This is a genomic window from Pseudomonas sp. D8002, from assembly GCF_013385695.1.
Classification (GTDB): Bacteria; Pseudomonadota; Gammaproteobacteria; order Pseudomonadales; family Pseudomonadaceae; genus Aquipseudomonas.
In genome coordinates, this window is the sequence record NZ_JACAPM010000019.1 from 34,343 (window position 1) to 53,252 (window position 18,910).

The window sequence follows — 18,910 nt, forward strand, 5'->3', positions numbered from 1 at the left end:
GGCCGGACTTGTTTGTTGTTGACGGGGTGAGGATGAACGGATGACGGATTTGCGGCGCACGGGATCGGGCCGGATCATGCGCGGGATCGGGACATCAAAAACGTTGAGGCGGTATCAGCCGCGGCGCCACTCATCCGGCGACACTCCCAGCACCCGGCGAAACACATGGGCCAGGTGTGACGGTGACTCATAGCCGACGTTATTGGCGATCTCCAGCACCGACATGCGGGTGTGCCGCAACAACGTCTGCGCGCGCTCCAGGCGCAGGCGCTGGACGTACGCCAGCACCGTCTCGCCGGTGTGCAGCGCGAACAGCCGGGTCAGATGGCGGCGCGACATGTGAAACGTCTCGGCGATTTCATCCAGCCCCGGCGCATGTTCGAGGTTGCCTTCCACGTACGCCTTGACGTCACGCACCAGCATGGCGCCGTGGCGCTCGGTAGATGAGCGTTGCAGACTCGGCTGGCTGAGGGAAATCGCCAGGCATTCGAGCAGCAGCAGGTGATCGGCCTGGGCCACCTGACGGCGGCGGTCGATGTACAGGTCGGGTTGGCTGAAGGCTTTTTTTGCCAGGAGCAGATGGTGCAACGGCGCGGAGGTTTGCCAGATGCCCAGGGTGGGCACGCGCAGCAAGCGGTTGGCGTCACCGGACAGGTCACGCAAGGCGTAGTGCATGTAGTCGGGGTCGACGTAGAACGCCACGTGGCCCTGGCTGGCGGTGAGTGACGAGGAGGAATGGCTGGATTGCGGCGGCACCAGTACGAACTGGCGGTCGATCACCGAGGTGGTGCGCCCGCTTTCCTCATCCTTGAAACGCAACAGGCCGTGCTCGGGCACCATCAGCATGAATTCGTCGTGGGCATGGGCCCCGGTTTCATAGGCGCCGTTGGAGTTGAAGACGCTGTAGATGTCGCGCATCGCCAGGCACTGCCAGTGGATGTTGGAGTGCTGACACTAGCATGTTTGGTGCCAGCGAAGCATCGTGGCGAGGGAGCTTGCTCCCGCTGGACCGGGCTGGCGCTCCAGTGCGTAGCGCGCCCCTCTTTTTTGGGGCCGCTTCGCAGCCCAGCGGGAGCAAGCTCCCTCGCCACATAGATCACCTCAGGTCATGATCAGGCCAACGGTACACGACGGGTGGAAATCGCCAGGCGACCCACGCCGAAGCTCAACGCTGCGCCCAGCAGCAACATCAACAAGGTGCTCCACGCAGCACGGGACAGTTGCTTGGCCGCGACTTCACCGGCTTCACGGGCTTTCTGTTCAGCCTGTTGCTTCAGTTCGTCGACCTTCTGCACGGCCTGCTGGTAGGCCTGGGCGTAGTTGTCGACAATCTGGGTGGCCTCAGCCTGGCTCTTGCCGGTACGGGCCGCAACAATATTGACCAGTGCCTGCTTGTCCGCCGCGTTCAACGCCGGCTCACCGGAAGCCTTGACCCGCTCGAACCACTGCTTCAATTCATCACCAGCCTGGGCTGGGTTGGTCGCGGCATCGTTGGCCGACTGCTTGCCGTCCGCAGCCGCCTGATCGGCTTTTTGCTCAACGTTGGCCGGGTCCAGTTCAGGTTTGCCGCTCTGCTTGAGCAGTGTGTCGAGCTGACCTTGCAGGCTGTTCCAGTCCAGCTTGATGCCCTGCTCATTCAGTTGCTGCTTGACGCTGTCGCTGATACCCGGCGCCACGGCGGCGATCCCGCTGCCGGCAGCCGACAGGCCCTTGCCGACGACATTGCCCGCCGCTCCCACAACGCTGGTGGCCAGCGCGGCCAGCAGCCAGGTGGTGAGCAAGGTGGTGATGGTCCAGCTCAGCACGCCGTGCAGGCCGCCGCGATCCGGCGCGGTGCGCCCGGCCACGAATGCACCGGTACCGATTGCCAGCAGCGTCGAGACAAACAGCCAGATCCCGGCACCGGTGCCGAAACCGCTCAGCGGGTTACCCGCGGCCATCGGGTCTACCGCGCTGGCGCCAATCGCGGTGCCAAGTACGCTCAATACCAGATAGGTCACCAGGGCAATTGCACTACCGGCCAATACCGAGCCCCAGGACACACGAAACAGCGAACGGTTGGTTTCATAGACAGTGGTCATGTTAAATCCTTTGAACAGTGGGTAGGTGGCCAGTTTGGCGAGGCACCTGCCCTGCGGTCTCGACACAATTGCACTAGGCGCACTGGTGCATTCGCACCCCGCGCCGGGCACTTTCTCTGCACTATCCTGAGCCTCAGGTGTCGTACTTCCCATGCGACTTACCCCAGGAGAAACCATGAGCCAGGCCGTCCTCGCCAAAGAAACCAACCGCCGCCAACTGCAGCAGATCATCTCCGGCTTGTCCGATGGGGTGATCCTCGCCGAGGCCGACCAGACCATACTCTGGGCCAATGAAGCCGCGCTGCTGATGCATGGCGTGGATAAAGTCGAAGACCTGGGTGCCAACACCAAGGAATACGCCGCGCGCTTTGCCTTGCGGTATCGCAACAACCACCCGTTGGTGCTGGAGAATTATCCTCTGAGCCGGGTGGCAGACGGTGAAGAGTTCAGCGATGTGGTGGTGGAAGTCACCCCCACCGGCGACGAGGAAAAAGTCTGGGTGCATCGCCTGCGCAGCCTGGTGCTCGACGACGCGTCGGGCGAGCCGGAATTGCTGGTGTTGATCCTGAGCGACGCCACCGAATGGGCCAGCGCCGAACAGCGCTTCGAAAAGACCTTCAATGCCAACCCGGCGCCGGCGGTGATTTGCCGCCTGAGCGACCTGCGCTACATCAAGGTCAACCAGGGCTTCCTGGAGATGACCGGCTACAACCGCGACCAGGTGATCGGCCACTCGGTGTATGAACTGGACGTGCTGGAACAGGCCGAAAACAAGGACCTGGCCGTCAAGCGCCTGGGCGAAGGCGCGACCATTCCACAGATGCAAGCCGAACTGAAACTGCCCGAAGGCGGCAGCAAACTGGTGATCGTGGCCGGCCAGCCGCTGGACATGAATGAGGAAGACTGCATGCTGTTTTCCTTCACCGACCTGGAGCCTCGCCGCAAGGCCGAAACCGCCCTGCGTCAGAGCGAGGAACGCTTCGCCAAGTCGTTCCGCCTGACGCCGGTGCCGACCCTGGTGTGCAACGCCGCCAACCGCCAGGTGGTGGATATCAACGAAGCCTTCATGACCATCACCGGCTATACCAGTGAAGAACTGATCGGCAAATCCATCGAAGACATCGACTTTATCGACAGCCCCCAGGCCTGCACGCAACTGTTCACCACCCTGGAAAAAGCCGGCAACCTCGACGGCCTCGACCTGAAGATTCGCAAGAAAGGCAATGAGCTGATCGACTGTGTGCTGTCTGCCGACACCGTCAGTATCCAGGATGTGCCCTGCTACCTGCTGGTGCTGATGAACATCACCGAACGCAAGCGCTCCGAGCTGGAACTGGTGGCCGCGATCGAGGAAGTGATGCAGGACGCCTCATGGTTCAGCCAGACGCTGATTGAAAAACTGGCCAACGCCAAGAGCGTCAACAGCCCCAATGTACCGAACATTTCCTTTACCGACCTGACCGCCCGCGAGCGCGACGTACTGGGGTTGATTTGCGAAGGCCTGGCCGACAAGGAAATCGCTTCGCGCCTGAAACTGGCACCCAACACCGTGCGTAACCATGTGGCCACGGTGTACTCCAAACTGGGGGTGCATAGCCGTAGTGCAGCCATCGTGTGGGCCCGTGAGCGCGGGCTGTTTGCCGGTGAGTTGCGGGTTAAAAAGCCGAAATAGAGTGCAAATGCACTAGTGCGACCGGTGCAAATTCGCCTTATTGCGCGGGGGTGCACTGCTTAACCTTGAAGGGTGGGCACAGGGCTTCGGGTCCTGTGCCGTTGAGATGTCATGCCCTTTAAGGAATCCATCATGAAAAGCGAACAAGTCAAAGGCGCCGTCGAAAAAGTGGCCGGCAAGGCTCAAGGTTTTCTGGGTGATCTGACCGGTGACGAACGTCTCCAGGCCGAGGGTGTAGCTCGCCAGGCCGCTGGCCAGTTGCAGCAAACCTACGGTGACGCGCTGGACACCGTCGGCGATTTCGCCAAGCAAAAACCCCTGGCAACGGTTGCGATCGTCGCCGGTGTCGGCCTGCTGCTGGGCCTGTTGCTGCGTCGTCGCTGAGGAGAACCCTGATGTTTACGCTCTCCCAACTGCGCAACTGCATCGAAGAGGCCCTGTCGCCCCTGACCTGCGAATTCACCCTGTGCCGTGACGCGTCGTTGACGCTCAAGGTCTTCGACGCCGAAAGCGGCCGGGTGGATTTGGTGGTCACCGGGATCAGCGTCAACAAGCTGCAGACCCCGCAGGAAGTGGAAAAGATGGTCGACGAGTTGCGGTACGAATTGCAGAGCAACACCGTCGGTAAACTCAGGCTGGATGACCTGCCGCTGCGCCCTTTGTAGGAGCGGGCTTGCTCGCGAAAAACGCCCGGGCACCGCGTTCATTCAGGCGTGGCGCGTTATCGTTAACGACCTTCGCGAACAACCGTGCTCCTACAGTAGGTCGCGGGCTTTCAACGACGCCCCGATAAAATAGAACACCCCTCCCCCGACAATGAACGCTGCCAACATGTAGAACATGTAGTGGGCCGGCAGGTTGGCCAGCACCAGCCCGCACAGCACCGGCCCCAGGGCAGCACCGAGGTTGGAGAGGTTTTGCGCCCCGTAGTACATGCCCCGCAGGTTGTCCGGGGCGATGCGGTCGATGAACATGTACTCGGCCGGAAACACCACGATTTCGCCCACGGTGAAAATCGCCATCGCCAGGATCCACCACCACACGTTGCTCGCCAGGGCAAAGCCAATCACCCCCAGCATGAACATGCCCAGGCCGAAGATCAGCCACTGGCTCAGGTAGCGGTGGGAAATGCGCCGGCCAATCGCGTATTGCAGGGCAATCACCAACACCGCGTTGGTGGTGAGTACCGCGCTGATGATGGTGTAGGTGTATTCGGCGGTAGTGGTAGTCACCAGGTACTGCGACAGGTACGCGGTGAACTGGCCGAACACCACGGCACTGAGCAGGCCGCCGACGGTGAAGCACACCAGTCGGTGATCCCGCAGCAATACACGCCCCACCGCGAGGAACGACACCGGCTTTTGCGTGGTGTCTACCGTGGCCAGCGTGCGGTCGCCCCAACGCCAGTACAGCAGGAAAAAACCGAAGCCCAGGACCGCCGACAGGATAAACGGCAAGCTGATATCGAGCTTGGCCACCATCGCGCCAAAAAACGGCCCTACGGCATAGCCGATATTGGTCAGGGTGTACTTGATGGAAAACGCTTCGCTGCGCTCATCTTCCGGCAACAGGCTGGCAAACCCGGACTTGATCGCGATGTCGATCACCGCGTACGCCAGGTTGATCAGGATCAGGCAACTGTAGAACGACCAGATTTCCCGGGCCAGCACCGTGCCGACAAACCCCAGGGCAAACACCACACTCAAGCTGAGCAATAGCCTGTAGCTATTGATGCGGTCTACCAGGAAACCGCCGTAGACACTCAGCAGCGAGCCGACGATCAGCGAGCTGCCGATCACCAGGCCGACCTGGCTGATGTCGAGGGCAAAGTGGTTGGTGAGGTAGATCACCAGGTACGGAAAGGTGATGGCCTTGGCCAGGGTGAGGATCAGCGTGGCCGACAACAACAGGTTCACGGTACGCGGGTAATTTCTTATTGTGGCAAGCATCCTGCTCTCATTCCGGTCAAGGTAAAGGGACCATTGCGGCCCGCAGCGGACGTACCTTAACGCAAAACAAGAAGAAAAAAATGCTGGTTTATGCATTTATGCAAAAATCAAATCCAGCGGGATGAAGCGTGATCACCCATCCCGCTGAACGCTTTATTTTTTAACGGGCGTGATGTCGAGAATCGTGCCGTTGGTGGTTTTGAGCAATACGTACTTGTCGTTCACTCGAGCCCACTGGCTGTCTTCTTCCGGCTGCTTCAGGCCACGTTTCTTCCAGTCGGCAATGGCCGACTCCTTACGCATCAGAATGTCTGGCGCGCGGTCTCCCGTCTTGAGGTCGCGGGTATTGATATTCGAAGGCTGCACGGTTTTTTGCGGAGTATCCGCGGCCTGGACGGTGAGACTCGCGGCGGACAGGCTCGCGGCAACCAGCAGGCAGGCAACAAGGGATTTGGACTTCATGGGCACTTCCTTCAATGAATGACGCGTAAAGATTCCGACCGCAGCGGCGTGGAATCATTCAGCGCCGTGATGGAAGCGGCAGATGGATGGACGGCCAGCGACCGGGCCGGCGATTAATCAGATAAGATTGGTTCTTTTTTCCAGCCGCTCAGGAATTCCAATGACTGGTACCCACGTCATCATCATTTTCGTGACCGTTGTCACCTTGCTCGCGCTCTACGTGTTCGGCACCTACAGGGAACTGGTGGCCCTGCTCGATCGCTGCAAAAAAGCCTTCGGCCAATTCAAGGAGGCCGAACAACAATTGGCGGCGGCGCAAAATGCCTCGTCACCCACCGCAGAAATCGCCAGCCTGGAAAGCCGTGTCGCGTTCACCCGCCAGCTCTTCCACGACTCGGTCAACAACTACAACACCTACAAGCACAAGTCGCCGACCTCGGTGGTGGCCGAGCTGCTCGGGCATCGTGATGATGTCAGCCTGTCGGGGTTCGAGGCCAAGCGTACGGCCTGACCTGCCGGCGCTTACACAGGTGCACGCTGAAGTGTTGGCGTGCCCTGATGAAACACCATCTGCCACTGCCCGCCGCTTTCGCGCCACACCGAACTGCGCAACGACTCCCCCGCCGCATTTGCATCCGTCGCCGCGCGCTGGCAGCGATACGTCACCAACGCCACGCCTTCGGCCAGCACCTTCATTGCAAAGTCACTGATGCTACGGACTGAAAACACCTCATCCTGCAGCCCTTCGATCACCTCGGCCTTGCTGCCCCACACATTGCCACTGGCACCAAATTCGACGAAATCATCCGCCAGCAGAACCGACAACCGCGCCGCATCTGCACGGGTGGTGCATTGGTGCAACTCCTGTTCCAGGCGGCGTAAATGCTCTGCCAACTCCATACCCATTGCCCTCGTGAAATTAATCCTGTAATTTTTCATGAAATTTCCTGATAAGAATTTCACGAAGCGCCCATGGACAAGCAAGAAGAACTCGACGCCCTGGCGATCCTGATCCACGACCTGCGCAAGCACAAGAAGCTCACCCTGGCGCAACTGGCGCAAAAGATCGAGCGTTCCGTGGGTTTCCTGTCCCAGGTTGAACGCGGCCTGTCGCGCCCGACCGTGGCCGACCTCACGGCCATCAGCCACGCCCTCGGTGTGCCCACCACCTATTTCTACAGCCTGTCCAAACCCAAGGCGGTGGACTGGGTCACCCGCCCCAACGAACGGCGCACGGTGTATTACGCCAATGGCATCACCGACATCCTGGTGTCGCCGAGCATGCACGGCGCGTTCTCGATCCTCGACAGCCTGCTGGCCCCCGGTGCCAACAGCGGCGAACAAACCATGAGCGACCGGGCCGAACAGGCCGGTTACGTGCTGGAGGGCGAGTTGACGCTGTGGGTCGAGGGCGAGCCGGACTCGGTCACCCTGGGCCCCGGCGACAGCTTCCACCTGGCCAGTTTTGCCCACTGCCGCTACGGCAACCTGACCGACCTGCCAGCCCGCGTGCTGTGGGTCTACAACTAGGAGCAACACCCGTGAAAAGCCATGCTTCCACGCTTTTGGCCGAAGTCCGGACCTTTCGCCAGAACCATCCCGATGTGCGCTATGTCGACCTGATTGCCCTGGACATTCCCGGGCATTTCTACGGCAAGCGCTACCCGGTGGAGATGCTGGAAAAGGTCGCCGCCGGCAGCCCGTTGAAACTGCCGCAGAACGCGGTGCTGCTGGGTGCCCAGGGCGGCCTGTTCAAGATCGGCGACTATTGCTTCCACGACGGCGACCCGGACGCCAACCGCCGCCTGGTGCCCGGCACCCTCAAGCCGGTGAGCTGGGAGGCGCAGCCGCTGGGGCAGATGTTGATTACCTCCGACGGCACCGAAGCGCCCATCGAATTCGAACCCCGGGAAGTACTGGCCAAGGTGCTGGAACGCCTGCAGCGCAAAGGCATTCACCCGGTGGTCGCGTTCGAGCTGGAGTTCTACCTGTTCGACAAAAAGCTCAGCGACGGCCTGCCGCAATTTGCCCGCGACCCGCTGAGTGATGACGCGGACGACCAGCCCAACTTGCACATCGAGCGCCTGTCACGCTTTGCGCCGGTGTTGGACGATATGGTCGAGACGGCCAAGGCCCAGGGCATCGACATCACGGTGATCACCGCCGAACTCGGCCCCGGCCAGTTCGAAATCAATTTCGGCCACCTGGAAGACGGCCTGCGCGCCGCCGACTGGGCCGCCCTGTTCTGCCGCAGCACCCGTGGCGTGGCCCTCAAGCACGGCTACCGCGCCAGCTTCATGGCCAAGCCTTACCTGCAACACCCCGGCAGCGGCATGCATGTGCACGTCAGCCTGTACGATGCGGCGGGCAATAACCTGCTGGCGGCCCACCAGCAGCAACCGTTGCGCCACGCAGTGGCGGGTTGCCTGGAACTGCTGCCGCACTGCATGCCGATCTTCTCGCCCAACCACAACGCCTTCCGCCGCCTTGGTGGCACGGTCAACGCGGCAACCCGCGCGTGCTGGGGCTTTGAAGACCGTGACGCGTGCGTGCGAATCCCTGAATCCGACCCGCGCAACCTGCGCATCGAACATCGCCTGGCGAGTGCCGATGCCAACCCGTATCTGGTATTGGCGGCGATTCTGGTGGGGCTTGAGCATGGTCTTGAAGCAGCGAAGGAGCCCATCGCCCCGCTGAACGAAGACCGCAACAGCGGCGCGGACTTCCCCGTGGAAATGCTGGAGGCGGTGCGCGCCATGCAGCATCAGCCGACGTTGCGCGAAGGCCTGGGCGCGGAGTTTGTCGACGTGTATTGCGAAAACAAACGCCAGGACCACCTGGCATTCCAGCAGGAAATTCATGCGCGGGAATATCGCTGGTATCTCTAGGCACTGATGGTTAGCCTCGTGGGCATCTCTGGCTAACCGCGGACTTGCCCATGACCGACCAAAGCGCCCCGGCCCTGAAGGAAATCTTCAACGCCGAACGCCTGCAACACATCGCCAGCGAAATGACCGCGGTGTACCCGGCGTTCGACGCCAAGGGTTTTCTCAAACACGCCAAGGCCGGGTTGGCAGACCTGTCGGTGATGCAGCGCATGGCGCGGGTCAGTGAAAGCCTCAACGCTGTGATCCCGCTGGATTATCCGCAAACCCTGAAGTTGCTGTATGCCCTGGCCCCTCGGCTGAACAGCGCCTTTGTCAGCCTGTTCCTGCCCCACTACGTTGCCAGCTACGGCGGCGATGATTTCAAGCGCTCCATGGCTGCCCTCAAGTACTTCACCACCTTCGGCTCCGCCGAGTTTGCCGTGCGGCATTTCCTGCTGAAGGATTTCAAGCGCACCCTGGCGGTGATGCAACAGTGGTCGCTGGACGACAACGAACACGTACGACGCCTCGCCAGCGAAGGTTCACGGCCACGGCTGCCATGGTCGTTTCGCCTGGCCGAGGTGCAGGCCGATCCGAACCTGTGCGCTTCGATCCTCGACAATCTCAAGGCCGACAGCAGCCTCTACGTGCGCAAGTCGGTGGCCAACCACCTCAACGACATCACCAAGGACCATCCGGATTGGGTGCTGGGCCTGATCGAAGGCTGGTCCCTGGATAACCCCCACACGGCGTGGATCGCCCGCCACGCGCTGCGCAGCCTGATCAAGCAAGGCAACACCCGGGCGCTGACGATCATGGGCGCCGGGGCCAGGGCCGAAGTGAAGATCCATCAACTCAAGGTCGAGCCGGCGGCGATCAAGTTGGGGGAGCGGATCAACCTGTCCTTCAGCCTGGAGTCCACTGCCGATTCGTCGCAAAAGCTGGTGGTCGACTACGCCATCGACTATGTGAAAAGCGCCGGTCACAGCGCGTCCAAGGTGTTCAAGCTCAAGGCATTTACCCTGGGTGCCGGAGAACATCACGCCATCAGCCGTGGCCAACCTATCCGTGAATTGACCACGCGCAAGCACTATCCCGGCAAGCATGCGGTTCACGTGCTGGTGAACGGTGAGCGGCTGGGAAGCGTCGAGTTTGAACTCGAAAAATAATCCTTAAAACATTAACGAAGGCTCTAGATCGGGCCTTACAGCGTAATTAATTGTCGGACAATGCTAGGCATTCGTGTTGCGATCCATTATCATCCGGCGCCTTCTCGGTACCCCTAGGGTACTTGTGTCAATGTTCCACCTGAGGCGCCCATGCTCCGTTTTTCGTTTTACCGTCCCCTGATCTGCATCAGCTGGGGGCTTGCCAGTCACAGCGCGCTTGCCGCCCTGCAACCAATGGCCGAAGCCCCGCTGGCCAGCGACACCGAGCTGCATTGCCACTTCAACCGCGACGCCAGCGTCGACTGCACTACCCGCTTTCACTACACCATCCTCAAGCCAAGCGGCCGCGAAATGCTCTCGCGGATCGACTTCAGCTACCAGGAAGAAGACGGCTTCGAACTGATCAAGGCCGAGTCCACCCAGCCCGGCGGCAAACCTGTGCCCCTGGACCCGACGCAAATCGACACCCGCACCGCCCCCAACCCGGACCAGGGTTTCTCCCGGGAAAAACAGACCTCGCTGGCGTTTCCCAACCTGCGGGTCGGCACGCAAATCCGCTACACGGTGCGCGAACATCACCCGGCCAAACCGCTGATGACCGAGTTCTACTACGCCTTGCAGTTCGGCCCCAACGCCGCACGGCGCGACCACTTCAAGGCACGCTTCACCGCCGAGCGGCCGATCGAGTGGCGCAGCGAATTGATGGAGGGTTTCAGCATTACGCCATCGGCCAATCGCAAGACCCTGGACGTGGTGCAAAAGGCCCCGACCTACCTCAGCTACATCAACGAATCCGCCAACGCCTACATACGCCACGCCCCGCGTATCGAAGTCGGCAGCTCCCTGGATCGCCAGCAGTACTTCGGCGGCTTTGCCGAACGCTACAACCAGATCCTCGGCGCCAAGCTGCCGCCCCAGGGCGCCGCCGCCGTGGCCGCCGTTCGCGGCTTGCCACCGGCACAACAGGTGGCCGGCCTGATGCAGCACATCAACGACCACTATCGTTACTTGGGCGACTGGCGCGCCTCGGATCGCGGCTATGTGCCCTTCAGCCTGGCGGAGATCGAGCAGCACGGCTACGGCGACTGCAAAGACCTTTCGACGCTGCTGGCCGCCATGCTCAAGGCCAGCGGGATCAAGGCCGAACCGGCCTGGGTCAGCCGCGGCGATGTGGTTAACCCGCTGCTGATTCCCGGCACCGGCGCGCCGAACCACGCCATCGTCCGCGCCGAAGTCGATGGCCAGGTGTGGTGGCTGGACCCGACCAACCCGATCTTCGCCCCCGGCCAGACCCTGCCCGACATCCAGGACCGCTGGGTGCTGGTGACCAACGCCGAGGGCCAGGTACGTGAAGAACACATCCCGCTGCAACCCGCCGCCCCCACGTTGATCCTCGACAAACAGGAGCGCTTCGACGCCCAGGGCACCGCCCGGGTCTCGGCCACCGTTGATTTTCGCGGCATGCCGCTGATGCAACTGAGCGTCGCCGACCGCCAGCAAGGCGCCACCGCCAGCGACCAGAACATCTGCGACAACTTCGGCAAACAGATCACCGACTGCCAGGTCGAGCGCCCCGCCACCGCCTTCTTGATCCCGGCCAGCTACAAGGTCAGCGCCACCCTGACGGACATGCGGCCCCTGGAACCGCTGGGCAACGACCACATCTACAACGATGCCTTGCTGCAAGAGAAATGGGACGGTCTGCTCAACTACCGCCGCAATGGGCAACTGGCCGACTTGTACATAGGCAACCCCGAGACGCTGGATTACACCATCACACTGTCGGGTGGGCAGATCGACAAGGACATCAAGGCTTGCCAGGTACGCTCGCCGTGGTACGACCTGGACCTGACGGGTGAGCGCGTCAAGGGCGACTGGCGTTATCACTACGTCCTGACGCAGAAAATACGCTGGCTGACCCACGATGAAATTGTCAGCGCACCGTTTGAAAAGATGATCAAGGAGATCCGTGCCTGTGGTGAGCAGGTGCATCAGGTGGTGAAGCTCTAACCCTCCCCCAGCAAAACCCCTTGCTCCCGCGCGCAGAGTTCCACCAGGTAATCCCACAACACCCGCAACCTTACCGACTTGTGCAACTCGCGCCGGGAGCTGATCCAGTAGCTGCGCTGGATGCTCTCCGCCGGCAGCAGCGGCACCAGGTCCGGGTCGCTCGCCGCCATGAAGCACGGCAATACGGCAATTCCCAACCCCGAGCGCGCCGCCTGGTGCTGGGCGATCACGCTGGTGCTGTGGAACACCACTTTGGGGTTGCGGCAGAAGCTGCTGAGGAATTTCAATTCCTGGCTGAACAGCAAATCATCGACGTAATCGATCCAGGCGTGCACCGCCAGGTCCTCGCGTTTTTCAATCGGCGGTGTGCGGTCCAGGTAGCTGCGGCTGGCGTAGAGCGCCAGGCGGTAGTCGGTGAGTTTGCGGGTCACCAGTTGGTCGACGCTGGGGCGTTCGAGGTGGATGCTGATTTCCGCTTCGCGGTTGAGGATGCTGACAAACCGTGGCACTGCCAGCAGTTCCACTTCCAGGCCCGGGTAGCGTTCGAACAGGCCGCCCATGCGACTGGCCAGGAACATCACGCCCAAACCCTCGGCCACCCCCAGGCGGATCTTGCCCAGGGGCGCGGCGGAATGAGTCAGTTCTTCTTCGGCCAGCAGCGCCACGTTTTCCATGGCTTCGGCATGTTTGAGCAGGGCTTCGCCGGAGGGCGTGAGTTCGTAACCCTGGGCGTGCTGCACGAACAGCGCAGTGCCCAGGCTTTTCTCGATGGCCTCGATGTGCCGGGCCACGGTGGCGTGGGTGGTTTTCAGGCGTTGCGCCGCCGTGAGCAAGCGCCCGCTACGCTGTAACTCAAGAAAGAACCGCAGATCATTCCAGTCGAACATGCCTTCCCCTTCTTCCCCTGAACAGCAGCGTTGTCTAAAAACGCACAGCAGCTGGGTAAAAACTAACATTTTTAAGACGAAAACTAACAACTAGGATGGGACCAATAAGAAAAACAAGCGAGGTCACAGATGCATTCTGCAGCTGCTGAATACGATTACGTGGTGGTAGGCGCCGGCCCGGCGGGCTGCCTTCTGGCCAATCGACTGTCTGCCAACCCTGCCCATCGCGTGTTGCTGCTTGAAGCAGGCGGTCGCGATAACTACCCCTGGATCCATATTCCCGTCGGCTACCTGTTCTGCATCGGCAACCCGCGCACCGACTGGTGCTTCAAGACCGAAGCCCAGGAAGGCCTGCAAGGCCGTGCGCTGAGCTACCCGCGCGGCAAGGTGCTGGGCGGGTGCTCGTCCATCAACGGCATGATCTACATGCGCGGCCAGGCCCGGGATTACGACGGCTGGGCCGAGGACAATCCCGGCTGGGCCTGGAAGGATGTGCTGCCGCTGTTCAAGCAGAGCGAAAACCATTTTGCCGGTGCCTCGCAATTTCACAGTGACGGCGGTGAATGGCGGGTTGAGCAACAGCGCCTGCACTGGCCGATCCTCGATGCGTTTCGTGACGCGGCGCAGCAAAGCGGTATCGACAGCATCAGCGACTTCAACCAGGGCGACAACGAAGGCTGTGGCTATTTCCAGGTCAATCAGAAATCCGGCGTGCGCTGGAATGCGGCCAAGGCGTTTCTCAAACCGATCCGCCAGCGGCCCAACCTGACGGTGATGACCGAGGTTGAAGTCGACCGCGTACTCCTGGAGAACTGCCGCGCGGCGGCGGTGGTTGCTCGCCAGCAAGGCCAGCCAGTCACGTGGCGGGCGCGCAAGGAAATCATCCTGTGCGCCGGCTCCGTCGGTTCGCCCGGCATCCTGCAACGCTCCGGTATCGGCCCCTCCAGCGTGCTCAAGCCTTTGGGCATCGATGTGCTGCACGAGTTACCCGGCGTGGGCGGCAACCTGCAGGATCACCTGCAACTGCGCCTGATCTACAAGCTGGAAAACGCCCGCACCCTGAACCAGATCGCCGGCACCGTGTGGGGCAAGATGGGCATGGGCCTGCGCTACCTGTATGACCGCAGCGGCCCTCTGTCCATGGCCCCCAGCCAGCTTGGCGCGTTCGCCCGTTCCGGGCCGGAGCAGACGTCGGCCAACCTCGAATACCACGTGCAACCGCTGTCCCTGGAGCGCTTTGGCGAACCGCTGCACGGGTTCCCGGCCTTCACCGCTTCGGTGTGCGACTTGCGCCCGCAAAGCCGTGGCCGCATCGACATTCGCTCGGCCAACCCGGCAGACGCACCGCTGATCCGCCCCAACTACCTCAGCCATCCGGAAGACCTGCGGGTGGCCGCCGACGCCATTCGCCTGACCCGACGCATCGTCTCGGCGCCGGCCCTGAAGCAATTCAACCCGGTGGAGTACCTGCCCGGCGCAGAACTGCAGACGGACGAACAGCTGCAGGAAGCCGCTGCCCGCATTGGCACCACGATTTTCCATCCAGTGGGCACCTGCCGCATGGGCAGCGACAAGGACGCGGTGGTCGACGCCCAACTGCGAGTGCACGGGGTTCCCGGCCTGCGCATCGCCGACGCGTCGGTCATGCCACGCATCACTTCAGGCAACACCTGCTCACCGACGCTGATGATCGCGGAAAAAGCCGCGCAGCTTATCCTTTCGCCGAACACAAGGAGCCTCGCCCCGGAGAAAGAACTGACCTTACCGGCTTGACCTGCGGGAGCCCGGCTTGCCGGCGATGGCGTTTTCAAGTGTTGTGCACAGCTTGAGAGCGCCATCGCCGGCAAGCCGGGCGCCTACAGGGGAATAGCGGCGCCGATGTGGCGCCGACAGTGGAACAACAATAAATAATCACTGTGAGGGCTACCCAAATGTCAGAACACGCTCAACCCCTGGGCTCCGCCACCAAGGCGCGAGACAGCAACGACACACAGAAAGTCATCTTCGCCTCCTCCCTCGGGACGGTGTTCGAGTGGTATGACTTCTTCCTCTATGGCGCACTCGCGGCGGTAATCAGCAAGCAGTTCTTTGCCGGGGTCAACGACACCACGGCGTTTATCTTTGCCCTGATGGCCTTCGCCGCCGGCTTTGTGGTGCGCCCGTTCGGCGCGCTGGTGTTCGGTCGGCTGGGTGACATGATCGGGCGCAAGTACACCTTCCTCGCCACCATCATCCTGATGGGCCTGGCGACTTTCTGCGTCGGCCTGCTGCCGACCTATTCGAGCATCGGCATTGCCGCACCGATCATCCTCGTCGCGCTGCGCATGCTCCAGGGCCTGGCGCTGGGCGGCGAGTACGGCGGCGCAGCCACCTATGTGGCCGAGCACGCCCCGGCGGGCAAACGCGGCTTCCACACCAGCTGGATTCAATCCACCGCGACCCTCGGCCTGCTGCTGTCGCTGCTGGTGGTGCTGGCCTGCCGTTACTTCACCGGTGACCAATTCGAAGTGTGGGGCTGGCGCCTGCCGTTCCTGCTGTCGATCGTGCTGCTGGGTATCTCCACCTGGATCCGCATGAGCCTGCACGAGTCGCCGGCGTTCCTGAAAATGAAAGAGGAAGGCAAGGCCAGCAAGTCGCCGATCCGCGAATCCTTCGGCAAATGGGAAAACCTCAAGATCGTGCTGATTGCGCTGTTCAGCATCAACGCCGGCCAGGCTGTGACGTTCTATGCCGCGCAGTTTTATGTGCTGTTCTTCCTCACACAGTTTTTGAAGATGGATCCGGCACTGGCCAACATGCTGCTGATCATCAGCGTGGTGATTGGTGCACCGTTCTTCATCTTCTTCGGCTGGCTTTCGGACAAGCTGGGGCGCAAGCCGGTGTTGATGGTCGGCCTGCTGCTGGCCACCGCGCTGTACTTCCCGATCTTCAAGGGCCTGGCGCACTACACCAACCCGGCGATGGACCACGCCAGCCGCCAGTCGCCGATCACCGTATTGGCAGACCCGGCCACCTGCACCTTCCAGTTCGACCCGGTGGGCAAGGCGCGTTTTGACAGCCCCTGCGACAAGGTCAAGACCTTCCTGGTGAAACAGGGCCTGCCGTACGAAAGCGCGGCCGCCCCGGCGGGCAGCGCGGTGCAGGTGAGCGTGGGTGATGTGCGTATCGACGGTTACGACGAAGCCGCCCTGAAAGGCGCGGTGACCCTGGCGGGATATCCGCAATCGGCTGATGTGGCCCAGGTCAACAAAACCATGGTGGTGGTGCTGATCGTCGCGCTGATCCTGATCGCCGCCATGTGCTACGGCCCGCTGGCAGCGCTGATGGTGGAGCTGTTCCCGACACGCATCCGCTACACCTCGCTGTCGCTGCCATACCACATCGGGAATGGCTGGTTTGGTGGCTTCCTGCCGACGGTGTCGTTTGCGCTGGTGGTGTACACCGGGGATATTTTCTATGGGCTGTGGTACCCGGTGGTCATTACCGGGGTGAGCCTGATCGTGGGGCTGATTTGCCTGAAAGAGACCAAGAACGTCGATATCGACAATAACTAAACGTCGATCCGGCCGACGCTGGAGTTTCAGTGTGGGAGCGGGCTTGCTCGCGAAAGCGGGGTGTCAGTCGCCGGATAGGTTGACTGATACACCGCATTCGCGAGCAAGCCCGCTCCCACATTGGGTTTAGCACCAGACACACAAATTGCTGTATATCCATCCAGATAAAAGTTGCCCAATTCTGATTTATTGCCCATCCTGCTCCCCATTCAATTGCGTAGCGAATGTGGTGACCATGCGGCTGTTCCTCTGTGAAAAACCGTCCCAGGCCAAGGATATCGCCGCCGTGCTCGGCGCGACCCGGCGTGGCGACGGTTGCTGGCTGGGCTCAGGCGTGACGGTGACCTGGTGCATCGGCCACCTGCTGGAAACCGCCCCGCCCGACAGCTACGACGCCAAGTACAAGCGCTGGGTGCTGGCCGACCTGCCGATCATCCCCGAAAAGTGGAAGATGCTGGTCAAGCCCAAGACTGCCAGCCAGTTCAAGGCGGTCAAGCGTCTGCTGGGGGAAGCCCAGGAACTGGTGATCGCCACCGATGCCGACCGTGAGGGCGAGATGATCGCCCGTGAGCTGGTGGAGCATTGCCGTTATCGCGGCCCCATCCAGCGGCTATGGCTCTCGGCGCTCGACGACGCGTCGATCCGCAAGGCCCTGGCCTCGTTGAAGCCCGGTGCTGAAACCTTCAGCCTCTACCATTCGGCCCTTGGCCGCTCCCGTGCCGACTGGCTGATCGGGATGAACATGAGCCGCCTGTTTACCCTGCTGGGCCAACAGTCCGGCTACCAGGGCGTGTTGCCGGTCGGCCGTGTGCAAACCCCGACCTTGCGCCTGGTAGTGGACCGGGACCGCAGCATTGCCGACTTTGTACCCGTCGCTTATTGGGCCATCGATGTGGATCTGCTCCACGACGACATCACCTTTACGGCGCAGTGGCGCGCAACAGAAGACGCCTGTGACGATCAGGGCCGCTGCCTCAATCCTCAGCTTGCCCGGGACGCCGCCAACGCCATGAGCAACGCCGCCAGCGCCCGGCTGGTCAAACTGCGTACCGAGCGCATGCGCGACGTCGCGCCCCTGCCCTTCGACCTCGGCACCCTGCAGGAAATCTGCTCGAAAAAGCTTGGCCTCGGCGCCCAGGAAACCCTGGATGTTGCCCAGTCGCTCTACGAAACCCACAAGGTCATCACTTACCCACGCAGCGATTGCGGCTACCTGCCCCTGAGCCAGCACGGCGACGCGCCGAAAATCCTCGCGGCGCTGGGCCGGGCCGATCCGGCGGTGAATGAATTGATGCCACACATCGATCCGAAGCGACGCTCCCGAGCCTGGAACGACGCCAAGGTCAGCGCTCACCACGGCATCATCCCTACCGGCGCCGGCAAGGATGTCGGGCAACTGACCGGCAAGCATCGCGCGGTATACACCCTGATTCGGGCCCGCTATCTCGCGCAGTTCCTGCCCAATCACGAATACGACCGCACCCAGGCAGACTTCGACTGCGCCGGGGAAGCCCTGCGGGCAGTTGGCAAAGTCATCGTCGAGCCTGGCTGGAAACGCGCATTGCCGGAAGCATTGGCGCCGGCCAAGGGCCGTGAAGCACCGGCGCCGCAGTCCTTGCCAAAACTGGTTCAAGGTCAGGATTACGCGGTGGCCAAGGTCAACCTCAAGGACCTGTGGACCCAGCCGCCCAAACCCTTCACCGAAGGCGACCTGATCAAGGCGATGAAAAACGTCGCCAAGCTGGTGGAAGACCCGCTGCTCAAGCAAAAGCTCAAGGACACCACCGGGATCGGCACCGAAGCCACCCGCGCCGGGATCATCCAGGGCCTGCTGGACCGCGGCTACCTGGTGAAAAACGGCAAGGCGCTGTCGGCAACACCCGCCGCGTTCAGCCTGATTGATGCAGTGCCACGGGCAATTGCCGACCCCGGTACCACCGCTATCTGGGAGCAGGCACTGGACATGGTACAAAGCGGCGAGATGAGCCTGGAAGAGTTCGTCGCCAAACAGGCGGCATGGATGAGCAAACAGGTGACCCGCTGCACTGGCATGCGCCTGACCATCAGCGGCCCGGCCAGCCCGGCCGGACGTGGCGCCACACCGTGGAAAAACAAACGCAAACCGGCCAAGCGCAAGACGGCCACCAGCCCGAAGCGGGCGGCGAAACCGGCAAACAAGGGCTGAGAAGCACTAAGAAATCGCGACAATGACGTTTTTCGACGGGATGTATGCCGCTTTGGACCTTGCCCTGCTGCAGG

The 18,910-nt window shown here is 61.7% G+C and carries 17 protein-coding genes; 11 read left to right on the forward strand and 6 right to left on the reverse strand.

Annotated features, from left to right (window positions below; translation table 11 throughout):
* Window positions 1-114 precede the first annotated feature (114 nt).
* Complete coding sequence (locus tag HX807_RS11125; protein ID WP_003211578.1) at window positions 115-918, reverse strand: AraC family transcriptional regulator; 804 nt, start codon at window positions 916-918, stop codon at window positions 115-117.
* A 194-nt stretch (window positions 919-1,112) separates the two neighbouring features.
* Window positions 1,113-2,081 (reverse strand): hypothetical protein, encoded by a 969-nt coding sequence (locus HX807_RS11130; RefSeq protein ID WP_008435869.1) that lies wholly within the window; start codon window positions 2,079-2,081, stop codon window positions 1,113-1,115.
* Between the two features lie 175 nt (window positions 2,082-2,256).
* Here HX807_RS11130 and HX807_RS11135 point away from each other — a divergent pair, with 175 nt between their 5' ends.
* The 3 genes from HX807_RS11135 (at window position 2,257) to HX807_RS11145 (ending at window position 4,418) form a co-directional block, all read left to right on the forward strand.
* Window positions 2,257-3,753, forward strand: a complete 1,497-nt coding sequence (locus tag HX807_RS11135) for a PAS domain S-box protein (protein ID WP_003211582.1) — start codon at window positions 2,257-2,259, stop codon at window positions 3,751-3,753.
* A gap of 132 nt (window positions 3,754-3,885) precedes the next feature.
* Complete coding sequence (locus HX807_RS11140; protein WP_003211583.1) at window positions 3,886-4,137, forward strand: CsbD family protein; 252 nt, start codon at window positions 3,886-3,888, stop codon at window positions 4,135-4,137.
* A gap of 11 nt (window positions 4,138-4,148) precedes the next feature.
* Window positions 4,149-4,418 carry a DUF1652 domain-containing protein gene (locus tag HX807_RS11145; protein WP_003211585.1) on the forward strand — a complete coding sequence of 90 codons (270 nt, stop codon included), beginning with the start codon at window positions 4,149-4,151 and terminating at the stop codon, window positions 4,416-4,418.
* Between the two features lie 90 nt (window positions 4,419-4,508).
* On the opposite strand, the gene HX807_RS11150 is transcribed toward HX807_RS11145, so the two are convergent.
* On the reverse strand, window positions 4,509-5,702 hold the full coding sequence (locus HX807_RS11150; protein ID WP_177040011.1) for an MFS transporter: 1,194 nt from the start codon (window positions 5,700-5,702) through the stop codon (window positions 4,509-4,511).
* A 153-nt stretch (window positions 5,703-5,855) separates the two neighbouring features.
* A complete protein-coding gene (locus HX807_RS11155) occupies window positions 5,856-6,164 on the reverse strand; it encodes an RcnB family protein (protein ID WP_003211589.1) in 309 nt (102 codons plus the stop codon).
* Between the two features lie 160 nt (window positions 6,165-6,324).
* On the opposite strand from HX807_RS11155, the gene HX807_RS11160 reads away from it, so the two are divergent.
* The gene (locus HX807_RS11160; RefSeq protein ID WP_087694086.1) at window positions 6,325-6,675 is read left to right on the forward strand and encodes a LemA family protein; all 351 of its coding nucleotides are present in this window, start codon (window positions 6,325-6,327) and stop codon (window positions 6,673-6,675) included.
* 11 nt (window positions 6,676-6,686) lie between these two features.
* Here the strand turns inward: HX807_RS11160 and HX807_RS11165 are convergent, their stop codons facing one another.
* The gene (locus tag HX807_RS11165; protein ID WP_256349435.1) at window positions 6,687-7,064 is read right to left on the reverse strand and encodes a DUF4440 domain-containing protein; all 378 of its coding nucleotides are present in this window, start codon (window positions 7,062-7,064) and stop codon (window positions 6,687-6,689) included.
* Between the two features lie 72 nt (window positions 7,065-7,136).
* On the opposite strand from HX807_RS11165, the gene HX807_RS11170 reads away from it, so the two are divergent.
* From HX807_RS11170 to HX807_RS11185, 4 genes are all read left to right on the forward strand, one after another.
* Window positions 7,137-7,694 carry a helix-turn-helix domain-containing protein gene (locus HX807_RS11170; protein ID WP_003211595.1) on the forward strand — a complete coding sequence of 186 codons (558 nt, stop codon included), beginning with the start codon at window positions 7,137-7,139 and terminating at the stop codon, window positions 7,692-7,694.
* Between the two features lie 11 nt (window positions 7,695-7,705).
* A complete protein-coding gene (locus HX807_RS11175) occupies window positions 7,706-9,052 on the forward strand; it encodes a glutamine synthetase family protein (RefSeq protein WP_087694088.1) in 1,347 nt (448 codons plus the stop codon).
* Between the two features lie 50 nt (window positions 9,053-9,102).
* On the forward strand, window positions 9,103-10,200 hold the full coding sequence (locus HX807_RS11180) for a DNA alkylation repair protein (protein WP_177049967.1): 1,098 nt from the start codon (window positions 9,103-9,105) through the stop codon (window positions 10,198-10,200).
* A gap of 150 nt (window positions 10,201-10,350) precedes the next feature.
* Window positions 10,351-12,210: a DUF3857 domain-containing transglutaminase family protein gene (locus HX807_RS11185; RefSeq protein ID WP_134326886.1), complete on the forward strand. Its 1,860-nt coding sequence runs from the start codon at window positions 10,351-10,353 to the stop codon at window positions 12,208-12,210.
* On the opposite strand, the gene HX807_RS11190 is transcribed toward HX807_RS11185, so the two are convergent.
* On the reverse strand, window positions 12,207-13,097 hold the full coding sequence (locus HX807_RS11190; RefSeq protein ID WP_003211603.1) for a LysR family transcriptional regulator: 891 nt from the start codon (window positions 13,095-13,097) through the stop codon (window positions 12,207-12,209). The two genes, HX807_RS11185 and HX807_RS11190, sit on opposite strands and share 4 nt — an antisense overlap.
* Before the next feature lie 129 nt (window positions 13,098-13,226).
* On the opposite strand from HX807_RS11190, the gene HX807_RS11195 reads away from it, so the two are divergent.
* The 3 genes from HX807_RS11195 (at window position 13,227) to HX807_RS11205 (ending at window position 18,836) form a co-directional block, all read left to right on the forward strand.
* A complete protein-coding gene (locus HX807_RS11195) occupies window positions 13,227-14,870 on the forward strand; it encodes a GMC family oxidoreductase (RefSeq protein ID WP_177049969.1) in 1,644 nt (547 codons plus the stop codon).
* A 158-nt stretch (window positions 14,871-15,028) separates the two neighbouring features.
* A complete protein-coding gene (locus tag HX807_RS11200; protein ID WP_008435879.1) occupies window positions 15,029-16,651 on the forward strand; it encodes an MFS transporter in 1,623 nt (540 codons plus the stop codon).
* 235 nt (window positions 16,652-16,886) lie between these two features.
* Window positions 16,887-18,836: a DNA topoisomerase III gene (locus HX807_RS11205; protein WP_087694093.1), complete on the forward strand. Its 1,950-nt coding sequence runs from the start codon at window positions 16,887-16,889 to the stop codon at window positions 18,834-18,836.
* Window positions 18,837-18,910: the final 74 nt, after the last annotated feature.